The following is a 17,245-nucleotide window of genomic DNA, read 5'->3' on the forward strand; positions in this document are numbered from 1 at the left end:
TGAGCAGTCAGGAATGAGCCTTCAATCCGTCCGCGCCTTCTTCGCCGAGAAAGCCCCCGACATATCAGTCATCGAGTCCCCGATCAGCTCCGCAACCGTGGCGCTGGCCGCAGAAGCCTATGGCGTCGAGCCCGGGCGAATTGCCAAGACGCTGTCCTTGCGGATCGGCGAGCGCGTGATCCTGATCGTCGCCGCCGGCACGTCGCGCATGGACAACAAGAAGGTCAAGGCGCAGTTCGGCGGTAAGCCGAAGATGCTGGGGCTGGAAGAGGTTGCCGACATCACCGGCCATGAGGTCGGCGGCGTCTGCCCGTTCGGATTGAAGGCGCCGCTGCCGATCTATTGCGATGTCTCGCTGAAAGCGTTCGACGTGGTGGTGCCGGCCGCCGGCTCGACCCATAGCGCGGTACGCATCACGCCCTACCGCATGGCCGAGCTGGTCGCGGCCGAATGGGTCGATGTCTGCGAGCACCGGCCCTAAACGAGTCTATTAATCCTCGTCGTAATAGGGCGGCGGAGGCGGCGCGTTGTTGTAGCGCGGCGGCGGCGCAACGCGATTGCGCGGCACCGGCGGCTGCGGCTGGGCCCGGTTGTTGGATTCGAACACCGCCCGGCACGCACTCGAGAGCTGCGGCGTGTTCTGCTGCAGGCAGGCCACGATGCGGTTCCTGTCCGGAATCTGGTCGCTGCACAAACGCCACACATCCGGCGTGCACGCCATCTGCTGTTCCATGGTGCCGCGATATTCTTGGGCGAATGCTGCGCCCTGCGCGACACCAATTGCGAGCGCAACACCCAGCGCTATCCGCTCTGTTCGCATGTCCCGATCCTTCCTGATTGCCTCAAACAGTCTTCAATCAATGAGGCGCGGCCGGGTTCTGGACCAACAACAAAATGTGAAAGGGCGTTCGGAACCTATTCCACCTTGCCGATCTTCTTCACCGCTTCGATCAGACGCGCGCTGTCGATTGCCACGAACTGCGAGAAGGCCGGCGCATCCTGATAGGCGACGAGACTGCCCGCGGCCTCGAACGATCTGAGCACGTCCGGGCTCGTCATCACCTGCGCCATCGCCTCGCGCAGACGGATCGCGATCGGCGCCGGCAGCGCGGCTTGCGCGAACAGGCCGGCCCAGATGTACATCTCGACGTCCTTGTAGCCGAGTTCCTGGAAGGTCGGCACATCGGGGAAGCTCGCGATGCGTTGCGCGCCGCAATTGCCGAGCACGCGCAGCTTGCCGTCGTCGACCTGCGGCTTCAGCGTGCCGGGTGCAGCCGCGATCGCCTGGACGGTGCCGCCGAGGATCGCGGTCAGCGCGGGTCCGGCGCCGCGAAACGGCACGTGCAGCAGCTTGATGCCGGCGCTGCTCGCGAACATCTCCATCGCCACGTGCAGCGTGCCGTAGGGTCCCGACGAGCCATAGGTGATCTGGCCGGGGCGCTTCTTCGCATCCTCGACGAAGTCCTGTGCAGTCTTCCACGGAGCCGAGGCCGGCACCGCGAGCAGCGTCGGATCGGCGAGCACGCGCGCGATCGGCATAAATTGCGAGACTTCATAGGCGACCGGACGGTCGAACAGCCGGTCGGCCTCCGGCAGCACCGCGAGCGAGGACAGTGTCATCAGCAGGGTGTAGCCGTCGGGCTCGGCCCGCGCGGCTGCGGCGTTGCCGACCGATCCGCCGCCGCCTCCGGCGCGATTGTCGACGATCACCGCCTTGCCGAGGATCCGCTCCAGCGCCATCGCCACCGGGCGCGCCGCAAGATCGGCCTGGCCGCCGGCCGGAAACGGCACGATCATGGTGATGTTGCGCGCCGGATAAACTTGCGCGAGCGCCGAACGCGAGATCACGGTCTGCGCGAGCGGCAATGCTGCGGCGGCACGCAGCAGGTCACGACGGTTCATCGGCAGCCCCCCAATATGATTTTGTTTTTCGTTCAGGGGCAGACTAGCTCGATCCCGTAGGGTGGGCAAAGGCGCAAAGCGCCGTGCCCACCGAGCAGGAATTACGACGACTTCACCGCTTTCCTCGGCCGGCGCTTGCAGGTGCCCGGCAGTTTTGCCGCGAGAAAGTCGCCGAGCGCCTCGACGCGCGCGGGGCGCGGCCCGCCGGGCGGCGTTACCAGATGCACGGCGCCTTCGGCCTGCTTCCAGTCCTTCAGGATCACTTCAACCTCGCCGGAGGAGATGGCGTCGCCGACGATGAATTCGGGAAGCTCGGCGATGCCGAGGCCGGCGATCAGCGCCGGCATCACGGCTTCGCCATTGTTGACGCGGAGCTGCCCGCCCGGACGCACGCTGGCCTGCTCGCCGGCCGCGTTGGTGTAGTGCCAGACATTGGGCGTCGACAGATAGGCGTAGCTGAAGCATTTGTGCTCGGCGAGATGCATCGGATGCGTCGGACGGCCGTGACGCTTGAGATAAGACGGCGCGGCCACCGTAAAGCGCGGCATGGTGAAGAGGCGCCGCGCGATCAGCGAGGAATCCGGCAGCCGCGCGATCCGCACCGCCATGTCGAACCCCTCGCCGATCAGGTCGACGGTCGCATCGCTGAGGTGCAGGTCGACCGAGACTTCCGGATAGGTCTGGAAGAACTCCGGCAGCAGCGGCGCCACCGCCTTGATCCCGAATGTCATGGGCACGGCGAGCCGGACCAGCCCGCGCGGCGCCACCGACTGCGCCAGCGCCTCGTTCTCGGCCGCCTCGCCATCAGCAAGCAGGCGCGTCGCGCGTTCGGCGAGCTTGTGCCCGGCGTCGGTCAGCGCGAGCCGGCGCGAGGTGCGGTTGAACAGCCGTGCGCCGAGCCGCTCCTCCAGCCGCGTGATCGCCTTGGAGACGGTTGCCTTGGACATCGCAAGCTCGTTCGCGGCAGCCGCAAACGACCGTAATTCCACGACTTTTGCGAAGATCGCGAGCGCCTCGAAATCGGGGAGTTTTGCCATGGGAGCGATCCGATCAGTAAATTATTGGAAACAATGCGTTTCAACAGTTTCTATTTCTATACCACAGGCGGAGGCATATCCAATAGCCATCGCAAATACGTGGACTGGAGAAATCCAATGACCAAGAAGCTCTCGGGCAAGGTTGCCCTCGTCACCGGCGGTTCGCGCGGCATCGGCGCGGCATCCGCACGCGCGCTCGCCGATCAAGGTGCAGACGTCGCCATCAGCTATGTCGCCTCCCCTGAAAAGGCGGAAGCCGTCGTTGCCGATCTGAAGGCCAGGGGCGTCAAGGCCCGCGCCTTCAAGGCCGACCAGGCCTCGGCCAAGGACGTCACTAAGCTCGTCAATGACGTGGCCAAGGAGTTCGGCCACCTCGACATTCTCGTCAACAATGCCGGCGTCGCCGCCGGCGGCGCGATCGACGACGCCAATGCCGACATTGAAGCCCTCGCCCGCCAGGATGCCATCAACGTGCACGGCGTGATCGCGGCGATCCGCGCCGCCTCGCAATTGATGGGCGAAGGCGGTCGCATCGTCACCGTCGGCTCGATGCTCGCCGACCGCGCCTCGTTCCCGGGCCTTGCCGACTACGTCGCCACCAAGGCGGCCGTCGTCGGCTACACCAAGGGAGCGGCACGCGACCTCGGCCCGCGCGGCATCACCGTGAATGTGGTGCAGCCCGGCTCGATCGACACCGACATGAATCCGAAGGACGGCGGGGAATTCGCCGAGACGCAGCGCAAGCAGCACGCGCTGCAGCGCTTCGGCCGCCCCGAGGAAGTCGCCGCCGGCGTCGTGTTCCTCGCGAGCCCGGAAGCCTCCTTCGTCACCGGCACCGTGCTCAATGTCGACGGCGGCTTCGGCGCCTGATCGCGACGTCAATGGTTCAAACAGGAAATACGCAAATGATCGAACTCAGACCTTTCGCAAAGCTCGGCGGCGCCGATCACGGCTGGCTCAAGGCCAAGCATCACTTCTCCTTCGCAAGCCACTATGACCCGAACAACATGGGTCACGGCGCCTTGCGGGTGTGGAATGACGACGAGATCGCGCCGAGCACCGGCTTTCCCGCCCATCCCCACGCCAACATGGAAATCATCACCTATGTGCGCGAGGGCGCGATCACCCATCAGGACAGCCTCGGCAACGAGGGCCGGACCGAAGCGGGCGACGTGCAGGTGATGAGCGCCGGCAGCGGCATCCGCCACTCCGAATACAATCTGGAGCCGACCAAAACCCGGATCTTCCAGATCTGGATCGAGCCGACGACGCGCGGCGGTCAGCCGACCTGGGGTTCAAAACCCTTTCCGAAGGCCAACCGCTCGGACAAGCTCGTCACCATCGCGAGCGGGTTCGAGGCCGATACGGACGCGTTGCCGATCCGCGCCGATGCGCGGGTGCTCGCGACCACGCTGAGAGCCGGCGAGAGCGTGGAATACGAGCCGCAGAAGGCGCGTCACCTCTATCTCGTGCCGGCCGCAGGCTCAGTCGAGATCAACGGCGTGCGCGTCAATGCCCGCGACGGCGCCGCGATCCGCGACGAGGACAGGCTGAAGATCACGGCGCTGGAAGATTCAGAGCTCGTGCTCGTCGACGCGGCGTAACGACGATCGCCGTCATGGCCGGGCTTGTCCCGGCCATCCACGCCCTCCGCAAGAAAGCAAGTACGTGGATGGCCGGGACATAGGCGAGCGGAAGCGACGCCGTCCTTCGGACGGCTATGCCCGGCATGACGTCCCCAACTACTCCCATCAGATCTACACAACGGAGACCATCATGACCAAAGTTCTCGTCCTGTATTATTCCGCCTATGGCCACATCGAAGCGATGGCCAATGCGGTTGCCGAAGGCGCGCGTGAGGCCGGCGTAACCGTCGACATCAAGCGCGTGCCCGAGCTCGTGCCGGCCGAAGTGGCCAAGGCCTCCTACTACAAGCTCGACCAGGCGGCGCCGGTCGCCAAGATCGAGGACCTCGCGAATTACGACGCGATCATCGTCGGCACCGGCACCCGCTTCGGCCGGATGTCCTCGCAGATGGCGAACTTCCTCGACCAGGCCGGCGGGCTCTGGGCCAAGGGCGCGCTGCACGGCAAGGTCGGCGGCGCCTTCACCGCGAGCGCGACCCAGCATGGCGGCCAGGAGACGACGCTGTTCTCGATCATCACCAACCTGCTGCATTTCGGCATGGTGGTGGTCGGCATGAACTACGGTTTTGCCGGCCAGATGAAGCTCGACGAGGTCACGGGCGGCGCGCCCTACGGCGCGACCACGATCACCGGCGGCGACGGCAGCCGGCGGCCCAGCGCCAACGAGCTCGCCGGCGCCCGGTATCAGGGGCGCCAGATCGCGGAGACCGCCAAAAAGCTTCATGGCTGAGCCTCGGTCTCAAGATCAACTGCATGGCTGATGCGATGCGGGCGGCATTCTCCTTGCGGAGATGCCGCCCCATCTATTGGGCCGGGAGCGACACTGAATGGCTTTTGAAATTCTCTTGATCGCGCAAATGATCCGTCGGCCTGCCCAGGCGCTGGCGCGGCGCTGGTATTGCCGAAGCCTGTTCCGCGCCTCCCGCGGCCGGCTGCATTGCGCCGGATGCACCAAGTCGTAAGGCGCGAGCTGCTAGGCCTGCGTGATGTCAGCGTGGGGCTGGATTGGATCCGTAAGCACAGGCGCCGGCGCCGTCGAAAGCCACCAGCCCTCACCGGCAAACCAGCACGGGCGCTCCTTCTCTCCGCAACGACTTCACGCTCTCCCATCCTTTCGCGAACGCTTCGGCCAATCGCCGGCCGGCATCCGCATCCTGCAATCCCGCGCAGCCGATGAACTGGGCACGGCCGAGGAATTTCGCGGGCCAGATCGTGCCCTCGCCCGGGCGCGTGATCATCAACATGCCACCGTGCACGCCTTCGGGGGCCAATGGAAACACCAGCCGCCCGCCGGGCCGCAGCGTCTCGAGCCATTCCGTGGCCGGCTGCGCTGCGCCTGCGCAGACATAGATCACGTCAGCGCTCGGCAGATCCGACGCGATACCCGAGCGCTCACACAGCTCAACTTGAGCAATGTCTTTCAGATTTTCGCGCGCGAGCGCTGCGAGACGTTGGTCGATCTCATAGGCATGAACGCGGCCGCAAGGTCCCACGAGGTGCGCGAGGATTGCGGTGTAGTAGCCGCTGCCCGCGCCGATCTGGAGCACGGTCTCGCCTTCCCTCACGGCGCAGCCGCTGAGCCAATAGGCATGCGCACCGGGCATCCCGATATTGAGGCCACGCGCGCTGTCGAGCGCCAGCAGCGTGTTCTGATAGATGAAGGCGGGATCGTCATCGGGCGTCACGACATAGGTGTGACCGCCGAAGGAGATCGACCACGGCCCGGGCCCGACGAAAGGCTCGCGCCTGACGGTCCGAAAGGCCTGCTCGATACGGGGATCCGCGGTCCTCGCCGCAGCGCAGATCAACTGCGCATAGAATGCGCGATATTTTGCCGAACGATCTTCCATGTCGCCTCCGGGGAGCGAAGGTGACGATAGCACAGCGCACGCGACAACTGGAAGTTTTGCGCCATCCCGAGCTTCATGCGCTTCAAGGATAGGACCTGCCCATCGCCCATGCCGCAAAAGCCGCCAGCCTGGGATGACGGCGCAGGCCCTGCGCGGTGTGGTCGCGCAGGACGTAGGGCCAACCGCGCCACGATAGCGCGACGCTGACATCTGTGAGCGGCACCGGCACCGCGCCGAAGCGGCGCTTGTAGTCGTGATTGCCGATGCTGAGATCGAAGCGGCGCACGCCCTGCGCATGCAAGGCTTCCATCGTGCGCTCGGTCACGAGCAGTCCGGGCGAGCAGTTTGACCAATTCTTTCCGGCATGGCTGATGCGCAGCAGGACGTAGGTCGCGCCATATCTGACGCCCAGCGTGGTCGCGACGATGCCCTCGTCGCAGACGAGCGCCGACACGACAGTGTAGCCCTCCGCAACGCCCCGCCGCGCCACATCACGGTAGAAACGCGCGTGGGCGTCGTCGTTCAGGACGAACTTCGAGCCGAGCTGATTCATGCGGTCCTGCTGCTGGACGTCCATCACGTCCAGCAGCTCGCGCGCGCGATCGAGATTGGCGGCGATCTCGAAACGCGCACCGGCATGGCGGCTGAAGACGCGCCAGCAGCGCGGCATCTGCATGCGCTTGATCGAGGCCTGGTAGTCCGCATAGTCGTCACCCGCCAGCACGAGATTGCCGTTGAGCGAGCAGGATCCGACGCGGCCCAGCGTCACCAGCGGGTTGGGCTTGCGGCCGACATAGGCCGGCATCTTCTTGAGGCGCAGGAGATCGAAGCGCTCCGGCAGGGCGCGCACGCCCTTGACCAGCGCCTCGCCAACGGCGCGTGCACCGGCCGGATCCAACGGGGCGTCAAGCGCCAGGATCGGCGCATTGTTGTCGGACACGCCGAGATCGGCGAACTCGACGATACGGATGCCGCCTCCGGTGCGGCAGACCATCGGCACCACCGCGATGGCCCTGCCGGTGGCAGCATCGGAGATCACGGCGATCAGCGGCGCGAAGTCATGAAACGCCTCGTACCAGGCGCCAAGCCAGTAGCCATGCTGGAAGGCGGTGCGGTGCCCTGCGCTCAGGCGCAATATGGCCTGCGACCAGTCACGCACGAAATCGACTGCGATTCCCGCCGTGCTGGACACCCGACCATCTAATTGCTCGACGCTGAGAAACGTCATCCGCGGGACATATTGTTACTGAATGTTTCCAGATAGATGATGTTTTGCCGCAGACCACAAGTGACGTCGCTGCTTATCGTTAAGTGATACCGTCGCAGCGCGAAGCCGGTGGGCCATGTCCCGATATGAAACGTGAGAGCCTGCGACAGGCTGTCGTTCCCGACCGGGCTCCACGGTCTCGACGCACTGGAACCTGGCGAGGAAGTGCAGCCCGGCCACGGCGACGACAAACAAGAACCAGATCGGATTCTGCCGTTCGAGCAGGAAAGTCTCGGTCGTCCCATAGTAAAGCCCGAACAGCCAGACGGTCAGAAACAGCTTGGCGAGCGCCCCGCTGCGATTGTGGGTCCGGGCCTTCTGGAAATTGCCGAGCGGCGTCAGCACGAAGATGAGGACAACGAGCAACAGCCCCGGCAGGCCAATGGTGACGGCGAGGTCGAGATAGCTGTTGTGGCTGTGCGCCGCGGTCACGGCCCATTCGGCGCCCTGGGCTGTCTGCCGGCCGGTCACGTCGTCCCAGAACGCCGCATAGCCGTGGCCGAAGACCGGCTTTTCGGCGACGGCTGCGAGCGCGAACTCCCAGATGTCGGAGCGGCCGGTGAAGGTCGGATCGACCGGAAGCTGCCGCGTGATGGTCCCGAGAGCCGGACTCATGGCGCTGCCAACCGTTAGCAGGTTCATCACGATCAGCGGCACGAAGCAGATGGTCTGCTTTACCCACAGGCTCCGCGTGACGTAGACCAGGGAGGCCATCGCATAGATGGAGAGGCAGAGTACCGTCGACGTCTTGCCGCCGGTGAAGATCAGGAAGACGCCGGCAAGGATCGCGATCGCCGGTCCCATCACGAACGACCGAACGGCGCAGAGATAGATGCCGAGATAGACCAGGATGGTCATCACGGGCGATGCGACATTCTTGTGCCCAAAGCTCCCGCGCCAGTCGCCGGCGAGCTGGGGCTCGGTGATGTCGAGCGCAGTGTGGATCGAGTATTGGGGTGCGAGAAAGACGCCGAGATAGCACACGACGAGCAGCACGAGGGCGGCACCGCCGAGGCACATGTTGAAGCTTCGCTGCGTCCGCGGCAGGAGCGGCAGCAACACCGCAAGCGAGGTCACGCTGGCCGCCAGCGCGAACCGCTGCATGGACACTCCGCGGCTTTCGGAGAAGACCACGTTGATCAGCATCCAGCCGACGAGGCAAAGGTGCAGCGGCGTCACCAGGGTCTTTAACGAGGGCGCGTCACTCGCGGCACAGAGCAGCACCGCCACCGCGGCCAGCAATCCGAAGGAGATGTAGGTCAATGCCAACCGCCCGCCGACGACGTTGGCGACATCAGGGTTGCGCAGATCCGGAAATGGATCGAGCGTCACCAGGGTGAGCAGCAGGGCTACGACGGCGACGAGGCAGCGCGCCGCGTTCACGACGTCGAGCTTCGCCAGCAGGGTGCGCAAGCCGTGGCCCAGCGAACGGGCCTCGACCTCAATCATGTCTGCGGCGCTGCGATCCATGCCTCAAGGCCGATATGGCACGCGTGGGGAGGTCCTGGGTTTAACCCACTCCCGTTAACCATCCGTCAACCAGCGTGCCGGAGCCCGCGGACACCGCATGCTGCCGCGCCACGCTCCGCGCGATGTCGTAATATTGCCGCGCCCGCTGCTCCAGCGTGAGATTGTCCAAGACATAGCCGCGCGGATCGAACGAGTCTTTCATGCACCCGGCCCAGAAGTCCGCCCAGCCCGCCTCGAAGCCGGCGCGGTCGACGAACTTCATGCCGCAGCGCTCATCCCAGTAGGGAACCGACGATACCGGCGCGAACGTGACCCGATGCGGAAAATAATCGGGATCCCGCCACGGCCCACCGGGATCCCAGGCGAAGACCGGCACGCCACAGGACAGGGCCTGCTGATAGGCGATGCCCTGACTCTCGTTCTGGCAGAGAAAGATCATCGCGCGCGAACGCGCCAGCGCTGCCTGAAAGTCCTCTTCCTTGTAGCTGCCGTAGCGCAGCTCCGTGAACGAGCGGCCCTCGCTGACGAGCCGGGCGCGAACGGGCTCGATGAGTTCCGGCGCGTAGCGCTCGCGATCCCAGTGGACCTTGTCGTAGATCAGCACGTCGACGGACTTGTCGGCGGCGCGTGACGGCGCCCACCGATCGGTATCGATGCCGATCGGCCAGGCTTCCGTGTCGGGCCAATACGGTCGGTACATGTCGGCGTACCACGGGCCCGGCACCACGACCTTCTTCACCGGCAGGCGCGTAAACAGGTCGGGATCGTCGAGCGGATGATTGTGAGCGGCAACCCCGAGCAGGATCGGATTCTTCCAGGCGAATTTGTCGAGCAGGAACGTGCGGCCGATGATGCAGGCGAGCTCGTCGGGATGCTGCGCGATGTAGCGATAGTCGTTGACGCGGTAGCGGATGCCGAGCCGGTCCAGCCCCGCACAGAGATTGAGGAAGACGCGAAGCTGCCCACTCATCCGCGGCTCGCCGAACAGCATCTTGCGCGCCATACGCCGCAGGTGCCGGTCGCCGGGAAACCAGCGGTCGTCCTTGTCCTCGTAGAAAAGGTTGAGGACCAACTCATCAGAATCGTGTTCGAATGTCTTCGCGCGCACTGGGTTCATCCACCGCTACCGAGCCCGCTATCTCGCATGAGGCCGGGTGTCGCACCTATCAAGAATCCGCGACAGACTTAACGCCGCGAGCTTAACGCTAATTGACGAAACCGATGGCGTGCCGGCCGTCTCAACGACGATTTGACCGTTATGCGGCTATCATGCCGCGCGCCTGAGGCTGCGATCGCTGGCATTGCCGGCTTCGAGATACGGCCCGGTTAACAGACTCTTAAAGACGAGCCGCCGCGTGAGCACCGCCGAAGCCATTGTCGACTTGCCGACCGCCGCGCTGCCGTCGACCAGCGTCCGCGCGCCCTCTCCGGCCGGGCCGGTCTCCGTCGTCATTCCCGTCAAGAACGGCGCAGCCTATATCCGCGAAGCCATCGACAGTGCGCTGACGCAAGGCGGCGTCGCTGAAATCATCGTCGTGGACGATGGTTCGACTGACGACACGATTGCAATCGTCCGCTCCATCCGCGATCCACGATTGCGGCTGACGACGAACGTTTCCTCCGGCGTATCAGCCGCGCGCAATTTCGGCGCACAAAATGCGACGGGCGATTGGCTGGTGTTCCTCGATGCCGATGACCGCCTGCGTCCCGGCGCGGTTGCGACGCTGCTCGCGGCAGCGCGCGGTGCCCCCCGCGCGGTTCTCGTCTACGGCGACTACAACACGATCGATAGCGAGGGACGCCAGATCGGCCGGCGCGAGCTGCTGAAAGGACGACGCAAGCCGTCCGGCGACGTGCTGGAGCGGCTCACGAGCGGCAACTTCATCGTCAATGGCGGCATCGTGCTCACGCGCACCGAGGCTTTCCGCGCCGTCGGCGGCTTCGACGTTTCGCTACGATATTGCGAGGACTGGCACTGCTGGTGCCGTCTTGCCGCCATCGGCGAGTTCGAGTTCGTGCCCAGACTTCTGCTCGACTATCGTTTGCATACCGCCAACACCATGAACGCGGCAGTGCGGACGCCGCAGGACTTCTTCCCGGCGGTCGCGCGCGTGTTCGACGACGGATTGATCCTGGCGAGGCTCCCCGAAAGCGCCGCATTCCGGCTGCGTCAGGCCGCCGAGATTCATCTCGTCACCTATTCGGCGATGCAAGCGATCCGCTTCGGCAGGTATCGCGAGACCCTCGCCTATCTCGGGATGGTTGGCCGGCGGTCGCTCAAAGCGATGCCGCGATCCGCGACCAGGATCGTCCTGGCCTATTTTGGTATCTAGTCCGTCGCCGCCGGGTCAGGACACGATCTTCGAGGCTTCATAGGGCTTCGGCTCGACACCGAAAGCGGCAAGCGCCGCGCCGAATGCGACCATCACGGGATGCATCGCGACGACGGCCTTCGAGGTCGTCAACAGACGCGCCGCGCGAAACAGTGACAACGGCAACCGTCCGAGCATCAGCGCGAACACACGCACCCGCACGGCCGCGCTCTGCGCAGCCTTGTACTGCACACGATAGTTGATCGCACCGATGCGCAGGCCGCGCCGCACGATCCAGCCGAGGCTGGTCCGGCCGCGCGGCACGGTCTCGGTGATGACGGCCTCCGCCGTCCAGTGGAACGTCATGCCGGCATCGCGGCACCGCACGAAGAAGTCGGTGTCGCCGCCGCCGAGGAAATTGAAGCGCAGATCGAAAGCGGGACTGCCAAAGCGGTCGAATGCGGCGCGCGTGATGAGACAATTGCCGCAGCCATAGATCAGCGGCACCGCGCCGCTGTAGTCATAGGCGGGACAAAAGACGGGATGACGCGAGAGCCACGGCTTGCCGTCGTCGTCGAAGACCGGCAGCACCGGCCCGCCGACCACGTCTGCGCCGGTCGCCTCACAGGTGCGAACCATCAGCTCGAGCCAGTCGGGCGAGGCGATCTCGTCATCGTCGATCATCAGGAAACGGGTGGCGGCGGGGAACAATGTCCGGGCCGTCTCGAACGCGGCGTTGATCGCCTGGCAGTTGCCCTGCCGCTTCTCGACGAGGCAGATGCCCTGGAGCTTGCCGGCGGCGAGAAACTCCGCGGCGACCGGCGCGCTCTCGCGCTTCGAGGCGTCGTTCTCGACCATGACGACGGCGAAGGCGCGCGGCGTGCGCTGGCGGACGAGCGACTCCAGCGTCAGCCGCAAATGCTGCGGGCGGCGGAAGCAGGGAACGCAGACGACGATGCCGACCGACAGGTCGAGGACGCGCGAGCTCGCCGCGACCTCCCGGTTGGGATCGCGCATGACGTCCGGGATACGGCTGGCGGACAGGTCTGTCGGGATCAGAGTCATGACGTCCTAGATGTCCGAGATTTATTGAAAAAGCCCTGCGTCAATCGCATGCATCCGCGTCGTCCCGCACCGGCACAGCACTTCGGGGACAGATGCGTCCCAAAATGAGCGAGCGCCCCAACCACGAAACGTCGCCACGCTGCCGATCTCTCGCCGATGCAGGCGCATCACCAGGCGCTTAACCGCTTTTGCGCGTTTCTCCCGCGGCTCCTTGCGCGCGTGTTACTGCAATTTGCGGTCCACCGGCACAGAGATGGGACAATGCGAACGAAGCCGTAGTTAACGGGCCTGCGCATTAACCCGACCGAAAGCACCGCAACCGGTGAGACGGCGCAGCATGAGATTTGCTCTTCGGGCACGTGACATATTTCTTGTAATTTGAGTCGAACAAGCGCGGTCAAAAAACATGAACAAGCCAGCCACGATCGATTTCGCGACAGCCATCGGGACTGACGCGCCCGCAGTCCTCGCGCACACCCGGGCGCTGCTCGACATGGTTGCCGGTGAAGCCCGCGACAGCCTGCTCGCCATCCACGCGGTCCTGCGCCGGGAGCTGCCGCAAGGCCGGCTCGCCACTTACGAGGCCGGCGGCGGCTCGTGCAGCTTTCTGCCGCTGGACGTGCTCAGCCGCAGCCACGTGACCGTCGTCGACATCGACGAGGACCAGGTCCGCAACAACACCTACGCGCAGGAGGCGATCCTCGGCGACGTGCAGACCTATCGCTTTCCGCCGGAGAGCTTCGATCTCGTGATCTGCTACAACGTGATCGAGCATCTGCCGAACGTCGAGGCTGCGCTCCTGAACTTCCGCGACGCGCTCAAGCGCGGCGGAATGATCCTGATCGGCGCGCCCAATCCGCGCTCGCTGTCGGGCGTCGTCACCAAATATTCGCCGCACTGGTTCCACGTCTGGTTCTACCGCCACGTCCGCGGTATCAGGAATGCGGGCGAACCGGGCGAGCCGCCGTTCCCGACCTTCTTCCATCCGCTGGTGACGCTGTCGAAGCTCGAGGCGTTTGCGGCGACTCACGGCCTCGATATGGTCTACCGCCGCGAGGTCGAGAGCCCTCGCTATCCCGAGATGCGCCAGCGCAAGCCGCTGTTCGCCGCCCTCGTCGACGCCGGCGCGGCCGTGCTCAATGCCGTGCTTCCGCGCGGCACCGACGTCCGTCGCGGCGACTATCACGTCATGCTGCGGAAGCGCTGACGACCATGGCGGGCGCGCGGACATTGGCCGGGCACACGGCATTGTGCCTTGACGCGGCGCTGCTCGCCGGCACGTCCAGTAACGAACCGTTAATCTCTGAGGAGCTTGCGCATCGGCGGCGTCACGACGACGCGTCGAAGAGTGGCCAGCGCTTAAACGCTTTGTTTGCCATTTCAGTGAATAGTCCCTCAATGAGTATGGTTAATTTTTCCTGTTGCGTTGATTGGGCGCCTATATCCCTGGTGCGTGGCGTGACCCGAAGAGTAACCCCTCAGCCCGCGGCACTTGGAATGGAAGCTGGGGATCATGCTTGACTATAGCCAGCCGATAAATCGGGCCGGGCCGGAGGCCGGGCAGCCGCGCCCCCAGACCGGCTTCAACGTGCTGGAGCTCGTCAACCTGCTCTGGCGACGCAAGATTGCGATTGTCGGTGCCGCACTGCTCGGCGCGACGCTTGCGGTGACGGTCGGCAAGAGCCTGGCGCCGCGCTACACCGCCACCGCCCAGCTCTATGTCGATCCGCGCGAGCTCCAGCTCGTCGACCGCGAACTCACGCCGCGCGCGCAGGACGTGTCCGGCATGTCCATGGTGGTGGAGAGCCAGGCCCGCCTGATCACGTCCAACAGCGTGCTGCTGAAGGTCATCCAGCAGGCCAATCTCGACAAGGATCCGGAATTCGGCGGCGGCGACGGCAAGACCCTGATGTCGTCGCTGCTTGGCCTGATCGGTCTCCAGGCCCGCGCGCCCTCCGCCGCGGAGCAGAAGGAGGTGCAGCTTGCGGCGCTGGACGCGCTGAACAAGCACATCACGATCCGCAAGACCGAGAAGAGCTTCATCGTCGACATCGAGGTCTGGTCGACCGATCCCGCCAAGGCGGCGATGCTCGCCAACACGCTGACCAGCGCGTATCTGACGGAGTCGCGCAACTCGCAGGCCTCGGCGGCGCGGCGCGCCACCAACGATCTGTCCGGCCGCCTGAAGGAGCTGCGCGAGCGGCTGCGCAACGCCGAGACCGTGCTTGCCACGTACAAGGCCCAGAACAATTTCGTCGGCACCCAGGACACGCTGATCAGCGACCAGCAGCTTTCCGCAAGCAACCAGCGCGTGGCCGCAGCGCGCGCGGCGACACTCGATGCGCAGGCGCGCTTCGACCAGATCGAGGCGACCCGGCGCACCGCGGCCGACGCCGGCGCGATCCCCGAAGCCCTGCAATCGCCGACCATCGCAAACCTGCGCGCGCAATATGCCGACGCCCGCAAGAAATATGCAGAGCAGGCCGGCGAACTCGGGCCACGGCATCCGGCACTGCGCCAGACCGAGAAGCAGGTCGAGGATCTCAAGCGCACCATCAACGAGGAGATCGACCGCTTCGCCCAGTCGGCCAAGAACGATCTCACGCGCGCCCGCGACTACGAGGCTTCGCTCAACCGCGCGCTGGAAGCGCAGAAGCGGCAGAGCGTCCAGCTCAGCCAGGCCGCCGTGCGGCTGCGCGAGCTGGAACGCGAGGCCGATGCAAGCCGCGACGTCTATCAATCCTTCCTCAAGCGCTCGCGCGAAACCGAGGAGCAGGAGAGCCTGAACACGTCGGCAGCCCGCGTCATCGGCGAAGCCACGATGCCGCAGCGGCGCTCGTTCCCGCCCGCAATGAGCCTGTTCGCCATGATCGGCTTCACCTTCGGCGCACTTCTCGCCGCCTTCTGGTTTGTCGTCGCCGAACATATCTTCTCCGGCGCAATCGCTCCCCGCCCGGCACGCCGCGAACGCACGCCCGAGCCGAAGCGTCGCGAACGGACGCCTCAGCCTGAGACCGCCAGCGTGCCCCCGACGAAGACGCCGATTGTGTCCGAGGCGATGCTGTCCCATCCGATAGAAGCCGTGGCACAAGCGCCGCCACTCGTTCCGGACGAAAAGCCCCTCATCCTGGTCGAAAAGCCCCTGATCGCGCGTCTCCAGGAGGCCGACGTCATCCGCACGCTCGGCGCCATCCTCGCGGCCGGAGCCGGCACCGATCTCACCCGGCTCGGCTGGCCGACGCTACGGCCGGGATTTCCGCTGACGACGCTGTTGAATGCGCTGCGCGACATGCGTACCGCGGTGGCACGGCGTACCGGCGGCAAGGCGATGCCTGTCGTCGCGATGGTCGGCACCGGCGAAACCACCGAGCGCAGCGTCACCGCGCTGAACTTCGCGCTGGCGGCCGCGCGCGATGGCAACCGCGTGCTGATGATCGACGCCGACCATCAGGCCCACAATCTGTCGAACAAGCTCAACCGGTCCGGCAAGAGCGAACCGAACAAGCTCGGCTGGCTCTCGATCGGCAGCAAGGGCGCGCGCGAGATCAAGACCGTCAACGGCATCTCGGTGCTGCCGGTTGCCGAGAGCGACGCCGGCAAGACGACCGAGGCCATCCGCAAGGCGGTCGCGCAGGCGCGCTCCACCGGCGGCTATGATCTCGTCATCCTCGATGGTCCGGCGACGCCGCGCTCCGCCGCCGGCCGCAAGCTGCTCGACGGCATTGACGCGGTGGTTGCGGTGCTGCCGACCAGCCTCGACATCAACGACAGCATGGAAGAGATCCTGACCGCGCTCGGCAGCGCCGAGCGCAAGCTCGTGGGCGTCGTGCTGAGCGAGCTCGCCCCTGAAACTCAAACACGCCAGCGAGGCAGGCAGTATGCTTGAGCGTCGCGTCAATCTGGACGGGCGGGAAGCGACCGCCGATGTGCCACGGATCACCGTCGGCGGCCTTCGCATGGCCGCGCTCGATCTCGAGGCAACCGCCGATTTCATGATCGAGGCAACCGATCCACGCCATCGCATCGGCCGCCCGCTGTTCCTGACGTCGGCCAATGGCGAGGTGCTGGCGCGTTGCTCGACCGAGCCGCAGACCGAGCGTCTGTTCCGCGCCGCCGACCTCATCAACGCCGACGGCCAGCCGCTGGTTGCGGCCTCGAAGCTGCAATCCTGGTTCCCGCTGCCGGAGCGCGTCGCGACCACGGACCTGTTCCATATTGTCGCACGCAAGGCCGAGGCGGTGGGCCGCACCTTCTACATGTTTGGCGCAAGCGAAGCCGAGAACGCCGCTGCTGTCGAGAATGTCCAGAAGCTGTATCCCAATCTCAAGATCGTCGGACACAGCCACGGCTATCTGCGCGGCGACGCGCTGCGCGCGAAAGTCGAGGAGATCGACGCCCTCGCGCCCGACTATCTGTGGGTCGCGCTCGGCGTACCTAACGAGCAGGCGTTCGTCGAGGAATTCACGCCGCTGCTGACCAATGTTGGCGTGATTAAGACATCCGGCGGCCTGTTCAACTTTTTGTCAGGCAGCCGGTCACGCGCACCGCAATGGATGCAGAAGATCGGGCTTGAATGGGCCTGGCGAACCTGGCTCGAGCCGCGCCGTTTGCTCTGGCGCTATTTGACCACCAACCCCCGCGCGCTCTATCTTCTCTTCAGCCGCAACCGGCGTTTCAATCGCTGAAAGAGACCTAG

At 65.3% G+C, this 17,245-nt stretch carries 15 protein-coding genes and 1 pseudogene; 8 read left to right on the forward strand and 8 right to left on the reverse strand.

Annotation, left to right across the window (positions count from 1 at the left end):
- Positions 1-13 precede the first annotated feature (13 nt).
- Positions 14-481, forward strand: a complete 468-nt coding sequence (locus tag K289_RS0113370; RefSeq protein ID WP_027551978.1) for a YbaK/EbsC family protein — start codon at positions 14-16, stop codon at positions 479-481.
- A gap of 9 nt (positions 482-490) precedes the next feature.
- Here the strand turns inward: K289_RS0113370 and K289_RS0113375 are convergent, their stop codons facing one another.
- From K289_RS0113375 to K289_RS0113385, 3 genes are all read right to left on the reverse strand, one after another.
- A complete protein-coding gene (locus K289_RS0113375; protein WP_027551979.1) occupies positions 491-820 on the reverse strand; it encodes a hypothetical protein in 330 nt (109 codons plus the stop codon).
- 95 nt (positions 821-915) lie between these two features.
- Positions 916-1,902 carry a tripartite tricarboxylate transporter substrate binding protein gene (locus tag K289_RS0113380; protein ID WP_027551980.1) on the reverse strand — a complete coding sequence of 329 codons (987 nt, stop codon included), beginning with the start codon at positions 1,900-1,902 and terminating at the stop codon, positions 916-918.
- Between the two features lie 101 nt (positions 1,903-2,003).
- Entirely contained in the window at positions 2,004-2,939 is a 936-nt protein-coding gene (locus K289_RS0113385) for a LysR family transcriptional regulator (protein ID WP_027551981.1), read from the reverse strand.
- A 117-nt stretch (positions 2,940-3,056) separates the two neighbouring features.
- On the opposite strand from K289_RS0113385, the gene K289_RS0113390 reads away from it, so the two are divergent.
- The 3 genes from K289_RS0113390 to wrbA all read left to right on the forward strand — a co-directional run bounded on the left by K289_RS0113390 (position 3,057) and on the right by wrbA (position 5,315).
- Positions 3,057-3,809 (forward strand): SDR family NAD(P)-dependent oxidoreductase, encoded by a 753-nt coding sequence (locus K289_RS0113390; RefSeq protein ID WP_027551982.1) that lies wholly within the window; start codon positions 3,057-3,059, stop codon positions 3,807-3,809.
- A 35-nt stretch (positions 3,810-3,844) separates the two neighbouring features.
- Complete coding sequence (locus K289_RS0113395) at positions 3,845-4,543, forward strand: pirin family protein (RefSeq protein ID WP_027551983.1); 699 nt, start codon at positions 3,845-3,847, stop codon at positions 4,541-4,543.
- Between the two features lie 172 nt (positions 4,544-4,715).
- Positions 4,716-5,315: an NAD(P)H:quinone oxidoreductase gene (gene wrbA / locus K289_RS0113400; protein ID WP_027551984.1), complete on the forward strand. Its 600-nt coding sequence runs from the start codon at positions 4,716-4,718 to the stop codon at positions 5,313-5,315.
- A 243-nt stretch (positions 5,316-5,558) separates the two neighbouring features.
- On the opposite strand, the pseudogene K289_RS44335 reads toward wrbA, so the two are convergent.
- From K289_RS44335 to K289_RS0113420, 4 genes and pseudogenes are all read right to left on the reverse strand, one after another.
- Positions 5,559-6,435 (reverse strand): annotated as a pseudogene (locus tag K289_RS44335) (protein-L-isoaspartate O-methyltransferase).
- A gap of 82 nt (positions 6,436-6,517) precedes the next feature.
- Positions 6,518-7,663 carry a GNAT family N-acetyltransferase gene (locus K289_RS51540; RefSeq protein ID WP_027551985.1) on the reverse strand — a complete coding sequence of 382 codons (1,146 nt, stop codon included), beginning with the start codon at positions 7,661-7,663 and terminating at the stop codon, positions 6,518-6,520.
- A gap of 15 nt (positions 7,664-7,678) precedes the next feature.
- Entirely contained in the window at positions 7,679-9,172 is a 1,494-nt protein-coding gene (locus K289_RS44340; RefSeq protein ID WP_084788604.1) for an O-antigen ligase, read from the reverse strand.
- Between the two features lie 40 nt (positions 9,173-9,212).
- Positions 9,213-10,280, reverse strand: a complete 1,068-nt coding sequence (locus tag K289_RS0113420; protein ID WP_035684682.1) for a glycosyltransferase — start codon at positions 10,278-10,280, stop codon at positions 9,213-9,215.
- A gap of 247 nt (positions 10,281-10,527) precedes the next feature.
- Between K289_RS0113420 and K289_RS0113425 the strand changes: the two genes are divergently transcribed.
- Positions 10,528-11,505 (forward strand): glycosyltransferase, encoded by a 978-nt coding sequence (locus tag K289_RS0113425; RefSeq protein WP_027551987.1) that lies wholly within the window; start codon positions 10,528-10,530, stop codon positions 11,503-11,505.
- Between the two features lie 15 nt (positions 11,506-11,520).
- Here K289_RS0113425 and K289_RS0113430 read toward each other — a convergent pair whose 3' ends face one another.
- Positions 11,521-12,549: a glycosyltransferase family 2 protein gene (locus tag K289_RS0113430; protein WP_027551988.1), complete on the reverse strand. Its 1,029-nt coding sequence runs from the start codon at positions 12,547-12,549 to the stop codon at positions 11,521-11,523.
- A gap of 406 nt (positions 12,550-12,955) precedes the next feature.
- On the opposite strand from K289_RS0113430, the gene K289_RS0113435 reads away from it, so the two are divergent.
- The 3 genes from K289_RS0113435 to K289_RS0113445 all read left to right on the forward strand — a co-directional run bounded on the left by K289_RS0113435 (position 12,956) and on the right by K289_RS0113445 (position 17,234).
- The gene (locus tag K289_RS0113435) at positions 12,956-13,756 is read left to right on the forward strand and encodes a bifunctional 2-polyprenyl-6-hydroxyphenol methylase/3-demethylubiquinol 3-O-methyltransferase UbiG (protein WP_027551989.1); all 801 of its coding nucleotides are present in this window, start codon (positions 12,956-12,958) and stop codon (positions 13,754-13,756) included.
- A 306-nt stretch (positions 13,757-14,062) separates the two neighbouring features.
- Positions 14,063-16,435, forward strand: a complete 2,373-nt coding sequence (locus K289_RS0113440) for an exopolysaccharide transport family protein (RefSeq protein ID WP_027551990.1) — start codon at positions 14,063-14,065, stop codon at positions 16,433-16,435.
- The gene (locus K289_RS0113445) at positions 16,428-17,234 is read left to right on the forward strand and encodes a WecB/TagA/CpsF family glycosyltransferase (protein ID WP_027551991.1); all 807 of its coding nucleotides are present in this window, start codon (positions 16,428-16,430) and stop codon (positions 17,232-17,234) included. The genes K289_RS0113440 and K289_RS0113445 overlap by 8 nt, the downstream gene beginning before the upstream one ends.
- Positions 17,235-17,245: the final 11 nt, after the last annotated feature.

This window comes from Bradyrhizobium sp. Cp5.3 (genome assembly GCF_000426265.1).
GTDB classification, from domain to species: Bacteria; Pseudomonadota; Alphaproteobacteria; order Rhizobiales; family Xanthobacteraceae; genus Bradyrhizobium; species Bradyrhizobium neotropicale.